16 protein-coding genes and 1 pseudogene are annotated in these 17,805 nt (G+C 46.6%); 1 reads left to right on the forward strand and 16 read right to left on the reverse strand.

Translation table 11 applies throughout. From position 1 onward, the window contains the following. Positions 1-56 precede the first annotated feature (56 nt). The 13 genes from CHA6605_RS07730 to CHA6605_RS07785 form a co-directional block, all read right to left on the reverse strand. Positions 57-1,502 (reverse strand): hypothetical protein, encoded by a 1,446-nt coding sequence (locus CHA6605_RS07730; RefSeq protein WP_015158924.1) that lies wholly within the window; start codon positions 1,500-1,502, stop codon positions 57-59. 10 nt (positions 1,503-1,512) lie between these two features. Then, positions 1,513-2,166, reverse strand: a complete 654-nt coding sequence (locus CHA6605_RS07735; protein WP_015158925.1) for a hypothetical protein — start codon at positions 2,164-2,166, stop codon at positions 1,513-1,515. Positions 2,167-2,170: 4 nt separating this feature from the next. Further along, a complete protein-coding gene (locus CHA6605_RS07740; RefSeq protein ID WP_015158926.1) occupies positions 2,171-2,509 on the reverse strand; it encodes a transposase in 339 nt (112 codons plus the stop codon). 5 nt (positions 2,510-2,514) lie between these two features. Then, positions 2,515-3,957: an AAA family ATPase gene (locus tag CHA6605_RS07745; RefSeq protein WP_015158927.1), complete on the reverse strand. Its 1,443-nt coding sequence runs from the start codon at positions 3,955-3,957 to the stop codon at positions 2,515-2,517. After that, positions 3,944-5,557: a hypothetical protein gene (locus tag CHA6605_RS07750; protein WP_015158928.1), complete on the reverse strand. Its 1,614-nt coding sequence runs from the start codon at positions 5,555-5,557 to the stop codon at positions 3,944-3,946. The genes CHA6605_RS07745 and CHA6605_RS07750 overlap by 14 nt, the downstream gene beginning before the upstream one ends. 31 nt (positions 5,558-5,588) lie before the next feature. Then, positions 5,589-5,819 carry a hypothetical protein gene (locus CHA6605_RS07755; protein WP_015158929.1) on the reverse strand — a complete coding sequence of 77 codons (231 nt, stop codon included), beginning with the start codon at positions 5,817-5,819 and terminating at the stop codon, positions 5,589-5,591. Positions 5,820-5,835: 16 nt separating this feature from the next. After that, entirely contained in the window at positions 5,836-7,635 is a 1,800-nt protein-coding gene (locus CHA6605_RS07760) for a type IV secretory system conjugative DNA transfer family protein (RefSeq protein WP_015158930.1), read from the reverse strand. Next, a complete protein-coding gene (locus tag CHA6605_RS07765; protein WP_015158931.1) occupies positions 7,632-8,522 on the reverse strand; it encodes a hypothetical protein in 891 nt (296 codons plus the stop codon). The genes CHA6605_RS07760 and CHA6605_RS07765 overlap by 4 nt, the downstream gene beginning before the upstream one ends. A 114-nt stretch (positions 8,523-8,636) precedes the next feature. Beyond that, positions 8,637-8,792 (reverse strand): hypothetical protein, encoded by a 156-nt coding sequence (locus CHA6605_RS33840; protein WP_015158932.1) that lies wholly within the window; start codon positions 8,790-8,792, stop codon positions 8,637-8,639. Between the two features lie 10 nt (positions 8,793-8,802). Beyond that, on the reverse strand, positions 8,803-10,218 hold the full coding sequence (locus CHA6605_RS07770; RefSeq protein WP_041547753.1) for a hypothetical protein: 1,416 nt from the start codon (positions 10,216-10,218) through the stop codon (positions 8,803-8,805). Positions 10,219-10,326: 108 nt separating this feature from the next. Continuing rightward, positions 10,327-10,863, reverse strand: a complete 537-nt coding sequence (locus CHA6605_RS07775) for a hypothetical protein (RefSeq protein WP_015158934.1) — start codon at positions 10,861-10,863, stop codon at positions 10,327-10,329. A 47-nt stretch (positions 10,864-10,910) separates the two neighbouring features. Next, positions 10,911-13,310: a hypothetical protein gene (locus tag CHA6605_RS07780; RefSeq protein WP_015158935.1), complete on the reverse strand. Its 2,400-nt coding sequence runs from the start codon at positions 13,308-13,310 to the stop codon at positions 10,911-10,913. Between the two features lie 3 nt (positions 13,311-13,313). Then, positions 13,314-14,030: a hypothetical protein gene (locus CHA6605_RS07785; protein ID WP_015158936.1), complete on the reverse strand. Its 717-nt coding sequence runs from the start codon at positions 14,028-14,030 to the stop codon at positions 13,314-13,316. A 103-nt stretch (positions 14,031-14,133) separates the two neighbouring features. Between CHA6605_RS07785 and CHA6605_RS07790 the strand changes: the two are divergent. After that, a pseudogene (locus CHA6605_RS07790) lies at positions 14,134-15,508 on the forward strand (IS4 family transposase). A 7-nt stretch (positions 15,509-15,515) separates the two neighbouring features. Here CHA6605_RS07790 and CHA6605_RS07795 read toward each other — a convergent pair. From CHA6605_RS07795 to CHA6605_RS07805, 3 genes are all read right to left on the reverse strand, one after another. Next, a complete protein-coding gene (locus CHA6605_RS07795; protein ID WP_015158937.1) occupies positions 15,516-15,773 on the reverse strand; it encodes a hypothetical protein in 258 nt (85 codons plus the stop codon). Positions 15,774-15,801: 28 nt separating this feature from the next. After that, the gene (locus tag CHA6605_RS07800; RefSeq protein ID WP_015158938.1) at positions 15,802-16,866 is read right to left on the reverse strand and encodes a hypothetical protein; all 1,065 of its coding nucleotides are present in this window, start codon (positions 16,864-16,866) and stop codon (positions 15,802-15,804) included. A 61-nt stretch (positions 16,867-16,927) separates the two neighbouring features. Beyond that, positions 16,928-17,797: a hypothetical protein gene (locus tag CHA6605_RS07805; protein ID WP_015158939.1), complete on the reverse strand. Its 870-nt coding sequence runs from the start codon at positions 17,795-17,797 to the stop codon at positions 16,928-16,930. Positions 17,798-17,805 lie beyond the last annotated feature (8 nt).

Consider the following 17,805-nt stretch of genomic DNA (forward strand, 5'->3'; position numbering starts at 1 on the left):
TAATCTAAATTTAATTGTAGATAATTCATAGTTTAAAATTGACGTAATATTTAACCTTATCGCTTAATTTTTTGACTGTGGTGAGGTGGTAACGATTTAATTAACGCATCGACTTCCTTGTCATTCAGGTCTTCAAGCGAACGCCCTCTTAATGATTTCTGCCAGTTGACCTCTAATTTTTTAAGTTGTTTGAGTAGAGCGATCGTGACGTTCTCTCGTGCGTAACGATCTTCATTCCGCTTGAGGCTTTGTAGTAGCCAGACAGAACTCAATCCTAGTAAAATCAGTGTGGGCATAAATCTTATTGACTCTGGGAGAATTTTGAGATTGGGACGTAGAATGAAAGCAAAGAAGGTATTAAAAGATAGAAAGACCCAAAAACTATAACAGTGATGGCGAATTTCAGTAATGTCGATCGTTTTGCCGCGACTAATTAAATACGACTGGTAAACTTGCTCGGTCATTTGTCCAGCATAATAACTAATCGACGCACAGATAATCAATGTCAAGGGAGCTGCAACTATTTTCGGAATATCGATCGTGTAACCTGCGATGTAGAAGCCTGGACTGAATAGGCTACTGAGTTGGTTGGGGTCGTGACTCCATGCCCCAGACAAGTAATAGTCCCAACTGCCCGCATACAGATATTGATAGACGAAGAATCCTACCATCAAGCCAAAGTAACCATAGAACAGTAGCTCCCGATCCGATTTTTTGGCATGTTGCCAGTAATTGAGTTGCACGTCGATATCGATACAAGCGACCTGACAGCCGACACAGCCGCTCTTTTCGCCTACTTTAGGATCGATCGTCCGACACATCGATTGAGTCAGCTTTGCTGAATCTAAATGGGCATCGGTGCTAACCAATCCGCGCGTACCCGTGAAGAATACTTGCACTGGAGCCATCGGACACAAATACTGACACCAGGATTTTCCTTTGAATAGATAGCCGACAATAATTGATGCGGTTACAGTGGCGAGTAAAAAAATCCCCATCCCCAAGCCGCTACCATTGGCAAATAGCAACCGGATATTTAGCCCCAGATAAAACAGGAGTAATTGCAGGTAGAGATAGTTGCGCCCCAACCAGGACTCTTTAGTTACCGCAGCTAGTTCGTACTTGATGCTGCCACTAATCGGGTTGACCTTCTTAACTTTGCGTCCGCGTCCCAACGAGCGAGGAATTTGGGAGAAGAAAGATAGCGGGCAAATCCGCCGCCAAGTATCATGTCCGCCGATTGTCAGGATGATGATACTTGAGGGGACGACTATTCCCCAGAAAATCCGTGGAGCCAACACGTAGGACACTTGCTGCAAGCACTCACCCTGAACTGAGACACAAACGCTCGGATCGACTCGCCAGGGGCTATCTAAGTTGTCTGGGTGAGTTAGCCACAGTGAGACTGGATCGTAAAAACTCAGGAGGATTAGTAACGACCAACCGATCGCTAAAACTTGGCGAAACCTGCCGATCTGTCGTTCGGAAAATTTGTTAATCATCGGCTGCAAATTAATTTAGGGTGATTTGGCAAACTAGATTTTTAGTACCCTTATTTTGTGCGCCAGCTTTTTTAACGCAAGCTCGTACCGATCGATTGCCCGACCTGAAAGTTCGATCGAGCAACTTACCATCGGGAGTCGCCAGCCATTCTAAGATCGCCCCGTCCCCAGCTCTGGCTTGTCGCAGTTGATTGGGGAAGAGGATGAAGAAAGAAATTAAGGTGCCCAGCGTCAGCCCCATCGATATCCCGATCGATCCAAAACCCCATTGATGTAGCCGACTCGCTCCCGATTGCCCGATCAGCCGTTTAGTAGCGGTGTCGATAATTTTGGCAGCTTCAGCCGATCGCGCTTGCCCCTGGTCTTGTTGCTGGTAGAGGATTTTAATCATTGCCTCATCCCGCTTGTCTTGTTGGGTCTTGATATCTGCTACGGTGCATTCGAGCAGCTTGGGCATGGCAACAGCAATGCTGTTGAGCGATTCGGCAATTCTAGCCGCATGAGCGTAAGTCCCTGCAATCTCTAGGGCTTCATCATCTAGCCCCATCCCTCGCAGAGCAGCGAGTTTGTGGGCGACAGTGGTAAACTCGTCGGGTTTAACTTGCGCTCTTAATTTATCGATCGCTTGCGGCTGGTTGCGGTCTGTGCATTGATTAGTTCCCATTTTTTTAACTATTAATAGTATCTGGTGGTAAATCGATCGAATTAGTGTTGTCGATCGGTTGAGTATGGTTCTCACGGCAGGTATTTTTGAGTAAGTTAGATACGGCTTTTGGGCTGACTCCGACTTTTCTAGCAGCTTGGGCAAAGTTCATTCCCTGACTTCGGCATTCGATGATTAGATCGATATCTGTTGGTGTCAAATGGCGATCTTCATAAATAGTCCCCGCTAGTTCTGAAAAAGATTTTCGACATTTATCACAAATATAACGCTGGTATTTTTTATCGCCTCTTTTAGTTTTACCTCGCTTGTGAGTTTTGCTATGACCGCAATACATACAGGGCATAATAATTAATTACGATGGGGAATTGGGGTGTAGGGATCGAGTTGGCGATCGGGTAGAAAATTGCGTTTGCCCGAACTAGCTGGATCGGCTTTATCGACGAGCATATTGCGGATGTCATGGATTTTCTTTTTGTCGCGCTTGTACATTGAATTGAATGCTAAGGTCGTCTCAATCAAATCGTCGATTGTCACCGTTAAAGTTTGGCGTTCGCGATGAACTCTGGCGATCGTATCTTGAGTGACTTGTTGAATTTCTGCACCGATAAATTCAATGGAGCTATCAGCGAGGTATTGCCACTCTTGAGGGGAGAACACCGGATCGTCTGAATTGGCAAACCGTTTGTCGTAGCGTTTGAGAAATAGTCTAAATAGCTCTACTCGTTGTCCTTCATCGGGCGAATCGATAAAGAACGTTCGATCGAACCGTCCCGAACGGGTCATTTCGATCGGCACTTCTGCCATCCGGTTTAATGTCCCGATGACGAATACTTTGGCGAGCTTATCGTTGAGCCAAGTGAGGAATGTTGCCAAAATGCGGCGATCGATTCCTTGTCCGAATAATTTCTCAATCTCATCGACAAACAGAATACAGGGGGCGCAACTTTCGATGGTAGTTAGAAGTTTGGGTAGAGCTAACCCACCACCTTCGATAACGTAATCGATGCTTAAGGCGAACACTGGAGAGGCTGTTTGAGCGGCAATCGCGTAAGCTGCAAATGTCTTTCCCGTTCCTGGTGCCCCTGCCAGCAATACTCCTTTCGGGTAGGGCAAACCGATGGCTTCGGCAGCGGCACTGAGCCTGTACTCTAAATCCTCGATCCACCGTACCAATAAGTCCAAGCCACCGATTTCGGTGTGCTGAGGTGGTGGCATGTACCGGATACCCTTGAGTGCCATTCGTTTCGAGCGAAATCGTTCGACTTGAGCATAAGGATCGCGGTGGGGGTCGATTTTTCGCAAGCACCCTTCTAGATCCGCATGGGATAGACCCATCGACAACCGGATTAAGCGATCGTCTTGGGGTAGAGCGTACTTTCCCAGTAACTCATAAATCTCAGTTCCACTCGGCAATTCAACGATCCGCTCTTCAACTAGAAATCCCAGCGCGGAGGGGATGGGGGTGAGATCGGTTTGAAGGATATAGATGCTCGTTGGTCGATCGAATTCTTGGAAATAGATCGATCGCAATCTGTCGTAGACGATCTGTTGCTCCATCCGCTCTAGACAAGCTAGGGCACTCAGGTAATCTGCCCAAATTTGGGTACCACCTGCGGATACTAGATCGATCGGTTGAATCAGCCTGTCTAAGTCGCTCAGTGGGTCTGGACTTCGCGCGATCGACCAGGTGGGAAACTTGCCAATTCCTAACCGGAGCGGCACCGCTGGCGCGTCGATGGGGTCGCAGCGCAGGACGACAATTTCGAGTTGATGTGTTTCACATGCCAACACTTTTGGTTTGACTCCGTTGGTGCGTGGGTGATTCTGGTTTGTTCTGTTTCTGCTGTGCGGCGATCTGGGCTTGTTCGGCGGCGAAGGTATTAGCCGCCTCTAAGTTGTCTCGATCTGCGGGTGCCAACTCGACCGCATCAGATTGAAAGGTCTTAAAAAATCCGTTAGTCATTTTGAGATCGGAATTATTGCTAACTGCCTTACCGTGCTGCGATAGTTGGGCTTTATAGCGATCGAAGTTTGCGACTGCTTCATGGCTTTCTGGTTTGGCTTTGCCTTCTGGGGATTTGGTATAAAAGTTTTTGAGGTTAATCAAATCTTTGAGACTTACTCCAGGCTTAGATCCATTCAACGATCGTTCTGCGATCGAAGCTTTTACTGCTGCTGGAGGCGACTCCCCAGCTACGGATGGCACTGAGTCGGGTTGGTTATTTACGGCTGGCGTGGAGGCGACAATCGGGGCTTTGCCTGGAGCTTCCTTCGCCAGTCCCTCGTTCTTCACGAATTGGCTGACAGCGGTATAGTGGGGAGCCGTGTATTCCTTACTCAGAATGACATTCCCTTTCTCATCCATCTTGCCGAGGACGACTGGCTCTGGCGCGTCAACCTCGTACATTTTGATTTGAACGATTCCATCGCCCTCTCGCCCTGAAATCGGCTCGGCTTTGATGGTAGAGCCATTGTCGAGTTTTACTTCCCCATCGCGGTCGAGACTACTTTTTAGCCCAATGAGAGCATCCACCTTCTGTTTATTGGCGATCGCGTCTGGCGTTTCTGGAGAAGACCGCGCCATTGACGAACCCTTTGCCATGCGTTCAAATTGGCGATCTGGGGGTGCGATGCCCGTCGTTTTCGTGACTTCTAATTCGTCTCTAAGCGATTGCTCGTTGCGGACGATCGATGTCGCGCGTTGTTGTAAGTCATTAATCGAGTTGACAATTGGAATATTTCGGTTGGCTTTGAACTGCCGATCTCGATCGTTGGCCGAATAAATGACCTTTCCTTTGGCATCTGTTTCAAATAGCTTTCGATCGCCAGACTTAATTAGTAGATTCTCGCCATTGTTGATTCTCGATCCCTCCGAACTAGAAATTAAATCGATAATGGCTTGCGCTTCGATTCCGGTAATTCCTGGCTTGAATAAAGTTTTAGTCTCCCAAAAGTCGCTAAATTTATAGAGCGTTTCACCAGATGATTTCGATGGGGAAAACTCTTCATCTCTAGTAGAATTTGGTAATTCCTCCTCAACGGTCGATGTTGTTAGTTCTGCTTCTTCTCTCCGACCGCCTTGCGGCGCGCTTACGCGATCGCACTCCGGCTCACCTTCTGGTTCGAGCGTAGCTGTTTTTTTGATTACCTCAAGATCGGCATACTCCAATTTGGCTTCGGGCTGTGGAGATTCTCTATTAACATTGGCATTGGGACTGTCCGATTTTTTAATTGCTTTAACTGCTGGCTTGCGACGTTCGTAGGCATTGTTCGCCAGCGTTACGATAAAATTGACCGCATTTCTAGTGGTATGTTTAAGCTGCTCGTCACCGATAGCTGAAGTCTCTTTGAGATTTCTAATTAATTCATCCAAACTAACTTGAGCTGTCATATTAATATTGCTTTGCTAACTAAATTTATAACTAAACACACATTGCCATAATTGAATTAACGATTGTCATTAAGGGGATGTTTTCAATTAATACCCGACCCGTATAAGTAGAACGCATATAGGCTAGCTTGCTATCGATTGCGATCGCTCGATAGGTAATCGGTAACTCAAAATCTTCTGACTGCTCCATGACGATCGCTCCATTTTGAATTAGAACTAGTGTTTGAAAATCGTTAATTACCGCAATTTCTGGTTGTGACATGTCGATCGCTAAAATGTTAAATATTGAGATTGAAGATCGGTTCAGCCATGTCTTCGGTGACTTCTTCGGTTTGAGAATTTAAAGGTAAGATGTCATTTAAAATTTGGTAATATTCCCGCATTAATTGGGTGTAGTCCTGTTGTTGTGCTGGCTTACCGCGTTTGGCAACATCGCAAAGTACTCGATATTTGCGTTTGCACTCTGCTCTGAATTTGGTATTGAGTTTTTTACTAAACTTAAAGCTATGCTTGTAAGGCAAACCTACTTCATCTTTATTTCCAACCGTGGGAGACTGAATGACACAAGTACCCTTGGGAAAATTCAGCGGTTCTTGTGGCTCTAATAGAGAGACTTGATGGAGTTGAGTACCCGTCGTCCGATTGGTACCACTGCCTTTACCCGAACTAGTAGATTTAGAAACAGTGGGCAACTCGATTTCTTGTTTATTGAGTAAATCTGAGAGGACTTTGGCCGTCTCTGGGTTGCCAGGGTTGTACCAGATTTTTGTCGCACAACTGGCAAGGAAGCCCTCTGCTCTTGCCTTACCATATTTTTCTAGTTGACCGAGATACTGAATCCCAATGATGAGGCTGCACCCAGAAGAGCGATAGCGGTTGAGCCAATCGAGAACCACTGGCATGTTTAAGGTGTCAAACTCATCGAGAATAATTACTAGCGGGCGATCTCGGTGGTATTTGAGGTTGTAGCTGACGATTTGTTCTAGAGCCGTCGCAATCAGGGGTAGCGTCGATTGTTCGTTGGCTTGGTTGACTCCAAACACTAACATTTGCTTGCCATCAACTTTGAGTGGTTCTGCTTCATCGAAGCGGGGAAAAGTACTCGTGCCGCAGAAATTGTCAAGGAAGTTTGGAAGAATCATCGGTGAGAGGAACTTATTGGCGGTCGCCAGTAAGCCGCCCTCGGTATTGTTTTTCTCGCCTTCACCACTACTGCTAATCAAGATCGAAAACGCACTGTAGCACCAGGGCGGAATCTTCTCTCGGTGCAGCTCAAGCCGTTTGGAGAGGTTTGGCAGGGAGAGGATTTGGCTTGCCATCAAGATATTGGCATAGCTGGGCACGTTGAGATATTCAGCGACCCATCTTGCCATCAAGAACGCACCTTCAAGGATCGCCTTGCCTCCAGGATCGAAGAAGCCATCTGTTTTGGCATCTTTACTGGTGTTATTTCTAACCATGCTGCCAATAGCTTCTCTGGCTCCCGCTAAATCCGCAGAATTCTTAATCAGATCGAAGATATTAAACGTCCCCGACAACACGCTCCCAGGCGCGAGAGTGCGGACTTGATAGCCATAATCGATCGCCACAGGCATCAACGATTCCGCCAAGCCATTATTATCGAATTTGTAATCGAATAACACGAGCGAACATGCTTCTTTAATAGCTGAGATTGCCGCAGGTTCGATGAAGTTGAGCGTCTTGCCCCAGCCAGCCCCGCCAACGACCAACGTGCCGCAATTGATTTGGGGAAAAAACAGGATATTCTTGGCTTGATTTGGCGATTTCCATTGTTGGGGTGGCATCCCAATCGGTTCTTGAATATAGTAGGTTGCGTCGTTAAATTGAGAGTTCTTACCGACACAAGCTAGCCCTGCTTTTTTAGAGTTCTTGAGATCGTCGGCATTTGCCCACCGCGCTCTAGCAGTTTTGCCCTTTTTAGGGATTCTGTTTCTAAGCAAAGTGATAATCGCGATCCCGATTAACATCAAGCCAATGACTGCGAGCTGCGGGTCGGCTTTGAGTTTGGCAATGATATTATTTAGTGGTTTTACATCGATAGAAAATGTGTTTTTCAATATCCTTGCTCGCAAATTTCAAAGTGACGATCTTCACCGTCTTGACGTTGAATGACTTTGAAGCAGTGGAATTTTGGGGATGCCTTAAACATCTCTTTGCCTACGCCAATATCTTCTAATTGCAACGAAATCGGCATTCCTTCATCGTCAGGTTTGACGATATACAAACATCCCAATTTGCCGCAAGTTTCGGGAGCGATAATTCTAAATACGGTATATTTGCGCTCTTGAGATTGAAATTGGGTAACGCTTAACTTGCTGCGAATATAAGCAAGTGTGACCTTCTCATCCAACCTGACCCCCGATTCAATCACTTTGTCGATTTTTTCGTTAGTAAGATTAGGAATTTTTGAAGGATGCTTGAAGATTTCTGTCTTTTGCTGGAAAATTAAACGGCTGGCTCCAACTGCTAGAGTAAGGATGGCTAAAATTGCAGTTGTTGTCAGTAAAAAATTCCAGTTTTTGTTCTTACCGTCGCTTTTGGTTGCCTCGTCTTTAGCTGGTTTCTTAGTTGTTGCTTCTCCTTCTCCTGACTCGTCCTTAACAGGTTTAGTTTTAGCTACATCGCTCTTGGGGACTTCGCTTTTGGGTGGCTTACTTTTGGCAGGTTTACTCTCTGGTAACTCGGCTGGTATTTTGACTGGTGCCTCGGTTGATACATCGACTGGTACCTCGACTAGTGCATCTGTTACTAGTTCGACTGGTGCCTTTGCTGATACATCGACTGATGCCTTTGCTGAGGGGGATTGTGGGGCTGGTGCGGTGATTTTAAGTAAGATGCTTTTTGGTACTTGAGTATCGCTCGTGACACTGGGTATTAAATCTACTGTTGGTAGTTGCTCTGGATGAGGTTCGTTTCGATTCGGTTCGGTTGGCGTTAAATCCATAAGAATCTTTCGTGTGTTTGCCTCGATAGATATAGATTTGGCGTGAGATCTCAATCATCTGTATGTAAATTGAGTTATCTGCATGTATGTAACGCCAACAATGGTGTTTGCTTTTTAAGCAGGCTGAAAATATAGAAACATATCGATTGGTACTTGTTTTTTATGCTCGATTTGAAAAGACCTTTCTAAGATGTCAACATCGGTCTTGCCAGTAACTAAAGAGTCACTTTGAACGAGTCGATTGAGGATTAATTTCATTTGGTCGCTCATGATTTTTTTGCTAACTAAGATTGGTAATATTTGACAGTGGACTATAAGATCCGATCGTGTGCGAACCAAATAATTTCTGATAAGCGATCGACGTATCTGTTGTTGCTGGTGCCGCTGCTGCTGTGGATGTACTCGCCCCGCTGTTTGGCATTCGATCGATACTTTGTTTGGTCGGAATAATCGTCGGTAGCGTAGATACCGATGGAGTCGTAGGGGTCGATGGAGTGGTGGGAGTAGCAGCAATGTCTGGCATTTCCACTTTCATGGGAAACAGTGCCAGTTTGTTCTTCTCGCTTACTTGCGGCAACGGGAGCGCGATCGGCCCGATGAATTTCGAGCTACAATTTCGCTCGAAAGCAATATTGGCGCAAAAAGCTAAGTACAGCCGTTGTTCGACGGTGCCAGCCTTGGCATTGCCGCGTTCTAATACCAGTTTCATTTGGTCTGAATCGAATGCTGGTGCTACCCCAGGCGGCTCCTTAAAGTTCCATAATGTCTTGCCAATCGACCCAACTCCACCATCGATCCATTTGGTTTGCCCTGGCTTATGTATTTGGATGGCCAGATTGCGGTTGAGGGGATTCGATCTACCCGCGACGATGTTTTGTAAGACCGTATAGTCGCACTGAGCCTCTTTACAAGTCGAGTTGGGGACGCGATTACTGCCCGAAATTAAATTAATTCCTGTAATCTTCTGCCCATTTTTCCCTGGAACCTCCGTTTCCAGGTGATCCACCTTCATCAGATTGGCACTGGTAATGTTAGTTGATGGCAGTAGCAAGATTTTGGCAAAAGAAACATCTGCTGCCAGCGGAAAGCTACTTGTCGGTAAGTTTTGGATGTTGAGCTTGCTTGCAAAGTCCCCATAGGGGATGTTGTGCATTCCGGTTTGAGCGATGGGGATGGCAGCGCGGACATCCGCTGGAATTGGATTCCCACCGCAACTTGTCGCGGCAATGCTCCCGAACGTTGGCACCGCACCCGCACCACAAGCTCCCCAGGAACCGACTTGCTCGGCATTAATGGCAACATTCGCCAGTTGGGGGAATGCCGTGACGAGTTGCTTGACGGGGACTTTCTCTAAAAACCGGAAGTTACTCAACGCTCCCTGTACCGCCGTTTGGACTTCTGGGGTCGTCGGATAGATTTTTTGAGCTAACGTCACCATCGACTCATTTCCCCCGCTCCCGACACCTGTAAAAGCACCGATGGGCAGTTGCGACCACGAGCTACCTTTGGCGATCGTCGTCGTGGTAGGTTGACTCTGGGGTGTTGTAGCTGGAAATTGGATTTGAATGTTTTGAGTTGGTGGTGCGATGTTTTTAAGAGTGACGCTCCCAAATGCTTCTTTAATCATTGCGATTGTTTTAGCACGATCGGCTGGACTTAATGTAGACGCTTCTTGCGATTTCACAATCGTTGCCATAGAGCCGATCGACAATAAAACTAAACTGAAAGTTTTGATAATGTTCATCTTGTACTTGCTGCCTCTTTAAATAGTGAATAGGTCGGTAACAAATCATTTTTAATGAACCTAAAAGTTTCGGTTATTGACTGGTAGAGTTCGTAAAAAAGGATTGTTAAAATTACGGCGAGGACTAAATACAGTGTTAGTTTTAGGGTTCGCCACCCGATCGGTAAAAAAACTCGTCTCATGTTCTGGTTGAGGGCTGTTACTAACTTTGATGGTGATGGTATAGGGATGTAGTTGGTTGCGCCTGTCTTTAGTAATTACTCGAATCGTACCTCTGTAGCCGATTTTGGTTGCCGAACGCGCACTAATTAACAGGATTGACGAGTTATTACATGCCGTCCGATTGCAACCGTTAGCATTAAACAGGAGGCTCTTAGTTAATACCTCTGGGTTATCGACCATAATCGATTTAATCCGGCGATCCGTGCGCGACCAATCAAATAAATGTCCGGTGCCTTGAGTGATATTTATCTCGATATTTCTGTTTTCAGAGTTGAGATCTCTAGGGTGAGCGGGAGCTGCAACGAATACTGAAATACATCCAGCCAATCCCAAGAACCAAGATCTCAACTGGCGAACTTCGCTCCGTTTTAGCATTACTTGAAACCTCGATAGTCATGAGCGGTGGACTGCCAACGACTCAACTACGGTAGAGGTGCCATTGCGGGATTTGGTGTAGTTGCTGGTTGAATATTGCCTCCGTTATCGAATTGAATGGGTATAAGTCCCGACTGGGTTCCGCCAGTCGTAGTTTGAGTAATTGCTGGTGCGGGATCTGGAGTGTTTTGTGCCTCAGTTAATTGAGTTGGCGTGACGATTGGCGGCGATTGTGCGTCGATGCCACTATTCGATTGAGTTGGTACGCTCGTTCGCGTAGCGTCCGCTTTGCGGAATCGCGGTTGAGTGTCGATCGTGTTGGGCTTGGTTGGTGCGATTGGGGTTGTGATGGTTGTCGCACCAGTCGGCTGTACTGGGATCGGCGCGGGTTGAGTCGGTATTGGTGCAGTTTGAGTCGTCGTGGATGGGATTGGTTGCGGTGGTATGAATGTCGTTGGCGAGCCTACGGAAGGTAATCGACCGCCTTGGTGGCGCGCTTCGCGTTCGCTTGTTGTAATTGAAGGTTGCTGAACTGGTTGTTGGGGTACGACAGAGGGCTGAGTAATGGTTGCTGGCTGGCTCAGTGTTGTGGGTGCTGGAGCTGTGACGATGGGTTGAGGGGTAGTTACTGCTGGCGTTTGGATGAGTTGCGTGGGTGTCGTGACAGACTGTGGGACTACATTCGATCTGGTGTTAATGACGTTATTGGGCTTGGTGGGTGCAATCGGGGAGGGTGTATTTATTCCCTGCGTCGGTTGAGTAGTTGGAGTTATCGGTAGTTGAGGTGTAAATGTAGGTTGAGCCGTTGCAGTTACGGGGGCTGGTGCAATGACAGGTTGAACGTTTGCCGTTGTAGTTGGTGGTGCGACGACTGGTTGAACGTTATTCGCACTAATGGGTTTAGCTGGAATCATTGTTGGTGGCTGCTCGACTTCCCCACCACCTAAAACTTGACCCTGTTCTGGCGTTCCTGCTGCTGCATTTACATCTGAACCAACCGGAACTTGAACTGTTGCCGCCGCCGCGACGAACACTCGCACCGGACTTCGCACCGGAATTTCATTGAGTCTGCTCGATTGTTGTAGCTCTTGTGCCAGAGCGTTCGCTCTATCTGCTTTGGCTTTGGCTAACGGACTGAATGCGCCTTGAAGCACGGCTCCAGGAATATTGACATTGCCATTATTGGTTTGGACGACCGAAGTACCCAACCCCGAAGTATTGATTACAGAGGTCGTACCAGAGTCAACCAAGGCTTTACCCACACTCCCCGCAGCTCCCCACATGGCAGCGTTAATATCGGCTCCTGATAACTCGCCTTCGCGTAACGATCTTTGGTTGGCAACTAGAGCCGCGCTATTATTGGCTGTTAACGCAAAGGCTCCGACTGGCACTTTAATTTCGGTACCGTCGATGAAAACGCCCTTGGACGTTGCACTCACCGCACCATTGTCTGCAACTGTCGCCCCGAATTGAACGATCGTGCCTGCGGGTAAATTGAATCCCTGCGACAGTTGGATCGGTTGGTCGAGTTGCACGGATAATGGTGTTTCCGTGCCGTTGGTGGCACTATTGCGAGAACTCAGTGAGGTATAGGGCGTGACTGTGTGCGCTGCCACATTTGCACCGACAGGTAATGCTAAGGTCAGTGTTGAATTGTCACCCGACGCTGAAGCTAAATCCCCATCATCGGGCTTGTCGTTATCGCCCCCGAACATACCTAATGCTGATGCCTGTTCAAAGCTCAACGGTGGTTGCTCTGGCGTAACTGGTTGGGTAGGTTGAGTTGCGACTGCGATCGGGGTCGAACGCTGCGTTTGGGCGACTGGTGCGGGTGTCGGCTTTGGAACTATTCGCGCGACTGGTCGTGTTACGGGAATCGGCACGGGTCGAGCGACAGTCGCGGGTGTGGCGGCAACAACTGCTGGTTGTTGGACGGCAATTGTTTTAGGCTTTGGTGCCGGATCTCGAACGACTGGCTGGGTTTTAGGTGTTGGGGCTGTCTTGGGTGGAGTTGTGACTGTTGTTGCTGCTGGCTTTGGTGTCTGCGCGACAGTCTGAGGCTCGGATTTAGCTTGAATGTCGAGTGCGCTTTGAGTTTTGAGATTTTCGAGTTCGCGGTCTGTTTCGGAAGAAGAAGTATCTTCTACTTCGGGAACAGTAGGTTTGGTTGCAGTTTGAGGCGTACCGCCGAGTCCAAATAAAACGGTTAATGGTATGCCGACGGCACCTAGTCCGATCGCTCCAGCTACAATGTACTGTAGGAGGGGGTTTTTGCTACTGGGCTGCGAGTCGAACGTTCCCTCGATGTCGGCGTTGCTCTGTGAAGATGATGAGACGCTTTCGTCGTCAACTTGAATATGCGTCGTTGTGGAGAGAATTGGCGTACCGAGTTGGTTGCCAATTTCTTGAAGTCTGCGTTCGCTAATCTCTACGTTATTGTCGCTCATGATTTATTTGGGGGTCGTAGGTGGAGAATTCGTATTAGGAGTAGTAAAACTAGAGGGAGTAGTAGCGGCGGGAGTAGGCGAAGTCGAAGTCTTTTCATTAAGGGTTGATGTTTTGGGATTGGGAGCAGCACCATTGGGCACTGTAAAATTACGAGTTAGCGGTGCCATGCTGGTTGTTTCTAATCCCTGACTTCTAATCCTTGCCACCGCTACGGCGAGTCCTTTGTCCTTATATAAGAGGGAAGCTTCCGAAAGCGTTAGCGGGGGCACGGCGCGAATGGTGAGCCGTCGGTTGATGGGGATACTACTACCGACTTTTAAGTCCTTGCCATAAAACAGACTCCCCACTACATCTACCGTCCAAGTTCCAGGCGATACCAGTACTGGTTTAGAAATATTGGCTGGGATGTAGACTGTTTCCTGCGCGCCATTATTCGTGAGCTTTGCCATCACGGTTGCTAGTTTGGTGCGAAAGACTTCAGCAAACTCTGTCGATAGCCCAAACGTATAGCGGTAAGATGTGGTGGAAATCTTGCCCTGTCCGACGGCAATACCTGGATCTGGGGGGTTGCCTTCAACAGGTAAAGTGTTGCGCCAAGTGAAGATGCCAATCATTTGCGATCGAGCAAAGTCGGCGATTAAAGCAGGAGATCGATCGTTCCCTGCCATGTATTCCAGGGATTCGATTTCACCGTTACCACGGGTCACAAATGGTGTCATCGGCTTCATTCGTGACAAGTTAAGAAAATCAGAGATTTGTCAAAAAGGTAATAAAAAGATGCCAAACTGTTTCTAGTCAAGAGTTTGAGGGAATAGAGGCCTGATGACCAGCCGCCGAAGAAGTAACCGCGACCACGCCAAAAAGAACCACCAACCAGGTGTGGAAGATGAGATCATCGCCGCTCAAGTAGAGGCTTTATTGACACCAGCAATTTTCAATCAAAGTCATTACTACCGACAATTAGGGCTGAGAAATCGGCTGTTAAATTTACCCTTGATGATGGCAGCAGTGCTGACGCTACTGTGGCGGAATGTGCCAGGAGTCAGAGAACTAAGCCGAATGTTAGGGCGAGAAGGATTTTTGTGGTGTGAGCCAACACAAGTAAGTCAACAGGCGATTGCACAAAGATTTCTGACCTTTCCATCTGAGTTATTTGAGAGAGTGTTTAAGGAATTACTGCCAGAATTTAGAGTGAAGTGGCACCAGAGAAAACAGCGATTGTTGCCACAAAGCATTGAATTTGCTCAAGCAAAATTTGAGCGGATTTGGGCATGTGATGGCTCCACATTGGAAGCGATATTCAAGAAATTAGATAGCTTATCTGACGTGCCAATCGGACAACTAGCGGGAAAAATGGGAGTAGTCATAGATTTGGTGACGAGATTGCCGATTGAAATCTGGTTTAGAGAAAATCCCAAAGCTTCAGATGTTAATTTTGAGAAAGATATCCTGAATTTAGTAACATCGGGCACTTTATTGCTCTTGGATCGAGGCTTCTATCATTTCCAATTTTGGCAAGAATTAATTAACAGAGATATTCATTTTATTACTCGATTAAAAAAAGGTAGCATCGCTACAGATAGAGCGAGTATTTAGCAATAGTTATAGTATCCGTGACCGAATAGTGCGGATGGGGTCTGGCACCAAAAAGACTCCATATATAACTGTAAGATTAGTCGAAATTAAAGTGGGTAAAGTCTGGTATTCTTATCTAACTAGTGTACTCGACCCATTGAATCTTCCTCCCTATGTAGTCGCCGATTTGTACGGAAGACGGTGGCGAATTGAAGAGGCTTTTAATACTGTTAAACGATTGCTCGGGTTGAGTTATTTATGGACTGGTTCAGTTAATGGAATTAAATTACAGATGTGGGGGACTTGGCTGTTTTATGCAGTTCTAGTCGATTTAGGTGATGCTGTAGCTGATGAATTATCTCTCCCATTCGACCGCATTTCTTTAGAGATGATTTATCGAGGTCTTTATCATTTTCATGTAGCTCATCATAAAGGTTTAGCTGCCAATCCAGTCACCTATTTTGCTGCCCCAGAGAATCAAGATTTAGGTGTTGTTAAAACTGTTCGTAAACCTAATGTTAAGTTAATTATTGCACCTTTTCCTGATTCTATGAGTCGAACAGACAATTTTTTCTTCGACTCATCGCCTCAAGCCCGCTTGACAAGTGCGATCGCTTCTTAACTTGTCACTAATGCATCGGCTTGGTTGCGGCTGCAAATTGCATTGCCAAGATGACGATTAGTAACAGTCCGTTGATGCCCATAAAGCCCAGAGTTGCCATTCTCCAACCGCTAATCGTTAACGCATCCTTGGCACGGCGCATCCGATCCGATTCTGCGTAATCCGAGTTAATCCCCGTAATGGCATCGATATCGATGACCTCTAAATCATCACCTGCTGGCTCGACGATTATTGGTGCTTTTCTTTTGCTATTGAGGATTGTCATAAAAATAGTTATTAAAACTAGCTGCTATCTACAAGAATCGACCGACAGGGGTGAATTTTAAAGCGACTCCTGCAACTTGAGGTACTAACTTAACAGCCTCGCCAGCTAAGTTTAAAGTGGCATTAAAGATCGCAATCCCACCGCCTCTAGCTAAAAGTCCGGCTATTGCAGGGGCAAATAAACAGATAGCGATATCGATAAAGTAAACTGAAATATTGGCACCCATTTTGACATTTAAATATTCAAATGTCCTGGTAAGTATTGTCAAATTAAACTGAAAGATACCGACAGCCCAGAAACTTGAGAACCAGACCATTAACGGTGATATATTAATCACACTCAGGCATAAAGGAATAGGCAGTGCGAGGATTGCGGCAAATATCGATACTTGGGCAAAATTACTAATTACCATCCGCCAACCTCCAAAAATTCCTTTGAGTGAGGCATCAATTAGATTGGTTAATTGACCGCCGATGCCCTTAAATATGTCTGCGGTCGCTTGACCGAAATCTCCCGAAGCTAAGTTACCGATCGCTGCGCCCATATTGTCTAGAGTTGTCGGGTTTTTGATTTTTCCGCTACTCGTATCTGCTTGAATTTGACCGGATAATTCACCTTTGCAAGCATTAAAAGCTGGATTCGGACTGCCGTTAGCTAAAGTCGGGGCAATTTTCAGACATTGCTTGGTTTTTGTCTCGATCCCGTTTAGTGCCTCTGTCTCGCCAGTGAAGTCTTTCTTGAGCTGGATTAGATTGCTAACTTGCTCGATATTGTTGTCGATCGCGGTATTAATCGAGCTAATTGCCGCCCAATTAAAGAGGGCAAAATCTCTAGCTAATGTGCCTCTACCCACGATAAAAGCAACTAAAACCGCAGCCCAAAATAACTTACTTGCATTAGCCGGAAACTCTTCAAGTTGGGCAAAACTAGGCACGATAAAGTAGAGTTGAAAGGCAATTCCAAATACAGCAAAGATCGTGCAAGGTGCCATAATTGCTCCAAACAAAGAGTTCGAGTCGCGCAGCCAATCTGTGACCAAACTATCCGCAACAGCAGGGGTAGCAGCTAGAAATAATGTCAAGTAAATATCCATGTCAGCAAACCTCTTTTAAAGATCGAACGCAGACGGTTAAAAGTTAGACTAATATCGCTTTTTACTTAGTGCTATTGGCGTAAACATCCATCGCTTGTCGGATCGTCAGATCCTTATCGCGGCTTCGATCTAATCCTTCTCGCGCTGCTTGGACTTGAGCTTCATTAAGGGTTTGCAGTTGTTCTGCTTCGCCGTTAGCATGAGCGAGTAAGGTATTAATTCCTTGCCCCATCGTCGCTTGAAGGTTCCCAATCTGTGTGACACCGACAAGCGTACTTTCAGGGACAACGACACTACTATAGACACTGCTAGATTGTTCGATCTGTTGGGCATCTTGCTTCATTGTGTCTTTGACGACCTTCCCTTGACCCGCGATGACCGCTTCATTGATGGTGCTTCTGGCTTCTCGATCGGCGGTTGTGGCGGAATTACGACCGTTTTGAGAAATTGCTTGCACTAATTTACTAAACTCCGCCGTTGCACTCACTGGCGTAAAGTTATTTTTGCTCTCGATGAGATTGGTTGCACTAACGGCGATACCTTGGGTTTTTGGGTCTAAATTAAAGACGTTGCTGCTTAGAATTGCGGTTGATAGAGTGTTGGTAGTAAACGGTGATGGCGCATTAGCTCGACCTAAAAGTAAGCCCCACGCACTGCTAGGATTATTGACAATTCCAGCGATCTTATTTATCGTGCCGAGTGCATTGGTAATTGCGGCTGTGTCTGTCGTTCCTGCTGTTGTGCCGCTTGTCGCCGAGCCACCCGTAATTGTCGTATTTGGATCGAATGTTGGATCGATCGGGATGGTAGTATTACCCGTTGTAAACACGCTATTAGCATCGGGGGTACCGCTTAAAGTTGCGGCTTTAGCGGGACTAGTTCTAAGTGCGACTAGTGACGAAATTATGCCTAAAATGATAAACTTTTGCATATTAAATA

This window comes from Chamaesiphon minutus PCC 6605 (assembly GCF_000317145.1).
Classification (GTDB): Bacteria; Cyanobacteriota; Cyanobacteriia; order Cyanobacteriales; family Chamaesiphonaceae; genus Chamaesiphon; species Chamaesiphon minutus.

What these genes read in the sequence shown, in the direction of transcription:
- CHA6605_RS07730 (WP_015158924.1), bottom strand. Translation starts at nt 1,502, where the DNA reads ATGATTAACAAATTTTCCGAACGACAGATCGGCAGGTTTCGCCAAGTT.
- CHA6605_RS07735 (WP_015158925.1), bottom strand. Translation starts at nt 2,166, where the DNA reads ATGGGAACTAATCAATGCACAGACCGCAACCAGCCGCAAGCGATCGAT.
- CHA6605_RS07740 (WP_015158926.1), bottom strand. Translation starts at nt 2,509, where the DNA reads ATGCCCTGTATGTATTGCGGTCATAGCAAAACTCACAAGCGAGGTAAA.
- CHA6605_RS07750 (WP_015158928.1), bottom strand. Translation starts at nt 5,557, where the DNA reads ATGACAGCTCAAGTTAGTTTGGATGAATTAATTAGAAATCTCAAAGAG.
- CHA6605_RS07755 (WP_015158929.1), bottom strand. Translation starts at nt 5,819, where the DNA reads ATGTCACAACCAGAAATTGCGGTAATTAACGATTTTCAAACACTAGTT.
- CHA6605_RS07765 (WP_015158931.1), bottom strand. Translation starts at nt 8,522, where the DNA reads ATGGATTTAACGCCAACCGAACCGAATCGAAACGAACCTCATCCAGAG.
- CHA6605_RS33840 (WP_015158932.1), bottom strand. Translation starts at nt 8,792, where the DNA reads ATGAGCGACCAAATGAAATTAATCCTCAATCGACTCGTTCAAAGTGAC.
- CHA6605_RS07770 (WP_041547753.1), bottom strand. Translation starts at nt 10,218, where the DNA reads ATGGCAACGATTGTGAAATCGCAAGAAGCGTCTACATTAAGTCCAGCC.
- CHA6605_RS07775 (WP_015158934.1), bottom strand. Translation starts at nt 10,863, where the DNA reads ATGCTAAAACGGAGCGAAGTTCGCCAGTTGAGATCTTGGTTCTTGGGA.
- CHA6605_RS07780 (WP_015158935.1), bottom strand. Translation starts at nt 13,310, where the DNA reads ATGAGCGACAATAACGTAGAGATTAGCGAACGCAGACTTCAAGAAATT.
- CHA6605_RS07785 (WP_015158936.1), bottom strand. Translation starts at nt 14,030, where the DNA reads ATGACACCATTTGTGACCCGTGGTAACGGTGAAATCGAATCCCTGGAA.
- CHA6605_RS07795 (WP_015158937.1), bottom strand. Translation starts at nt 15,773, where the DNA reads ATGACAATCCTCAATAGCAAAAGAAAAGCACCAATAATCGTCGAGCCA.
- CHA6605_RS07800 (WP_015158938.1), bottom strand. Translation starts at nt 16,866, where the DNA reads ATGGATATTTACTTGACATTATTTCTAGCTGCTACCCCTGCTGTTGCG.
- CHA6605_RS07805 (WP_015158939.1), bottom strand. Translation starts at nt 17,797, where the DNA reads ATGCAAAAGTTTATCATTTTAGGCATAATTTCGTCACTAGTCGCACTT.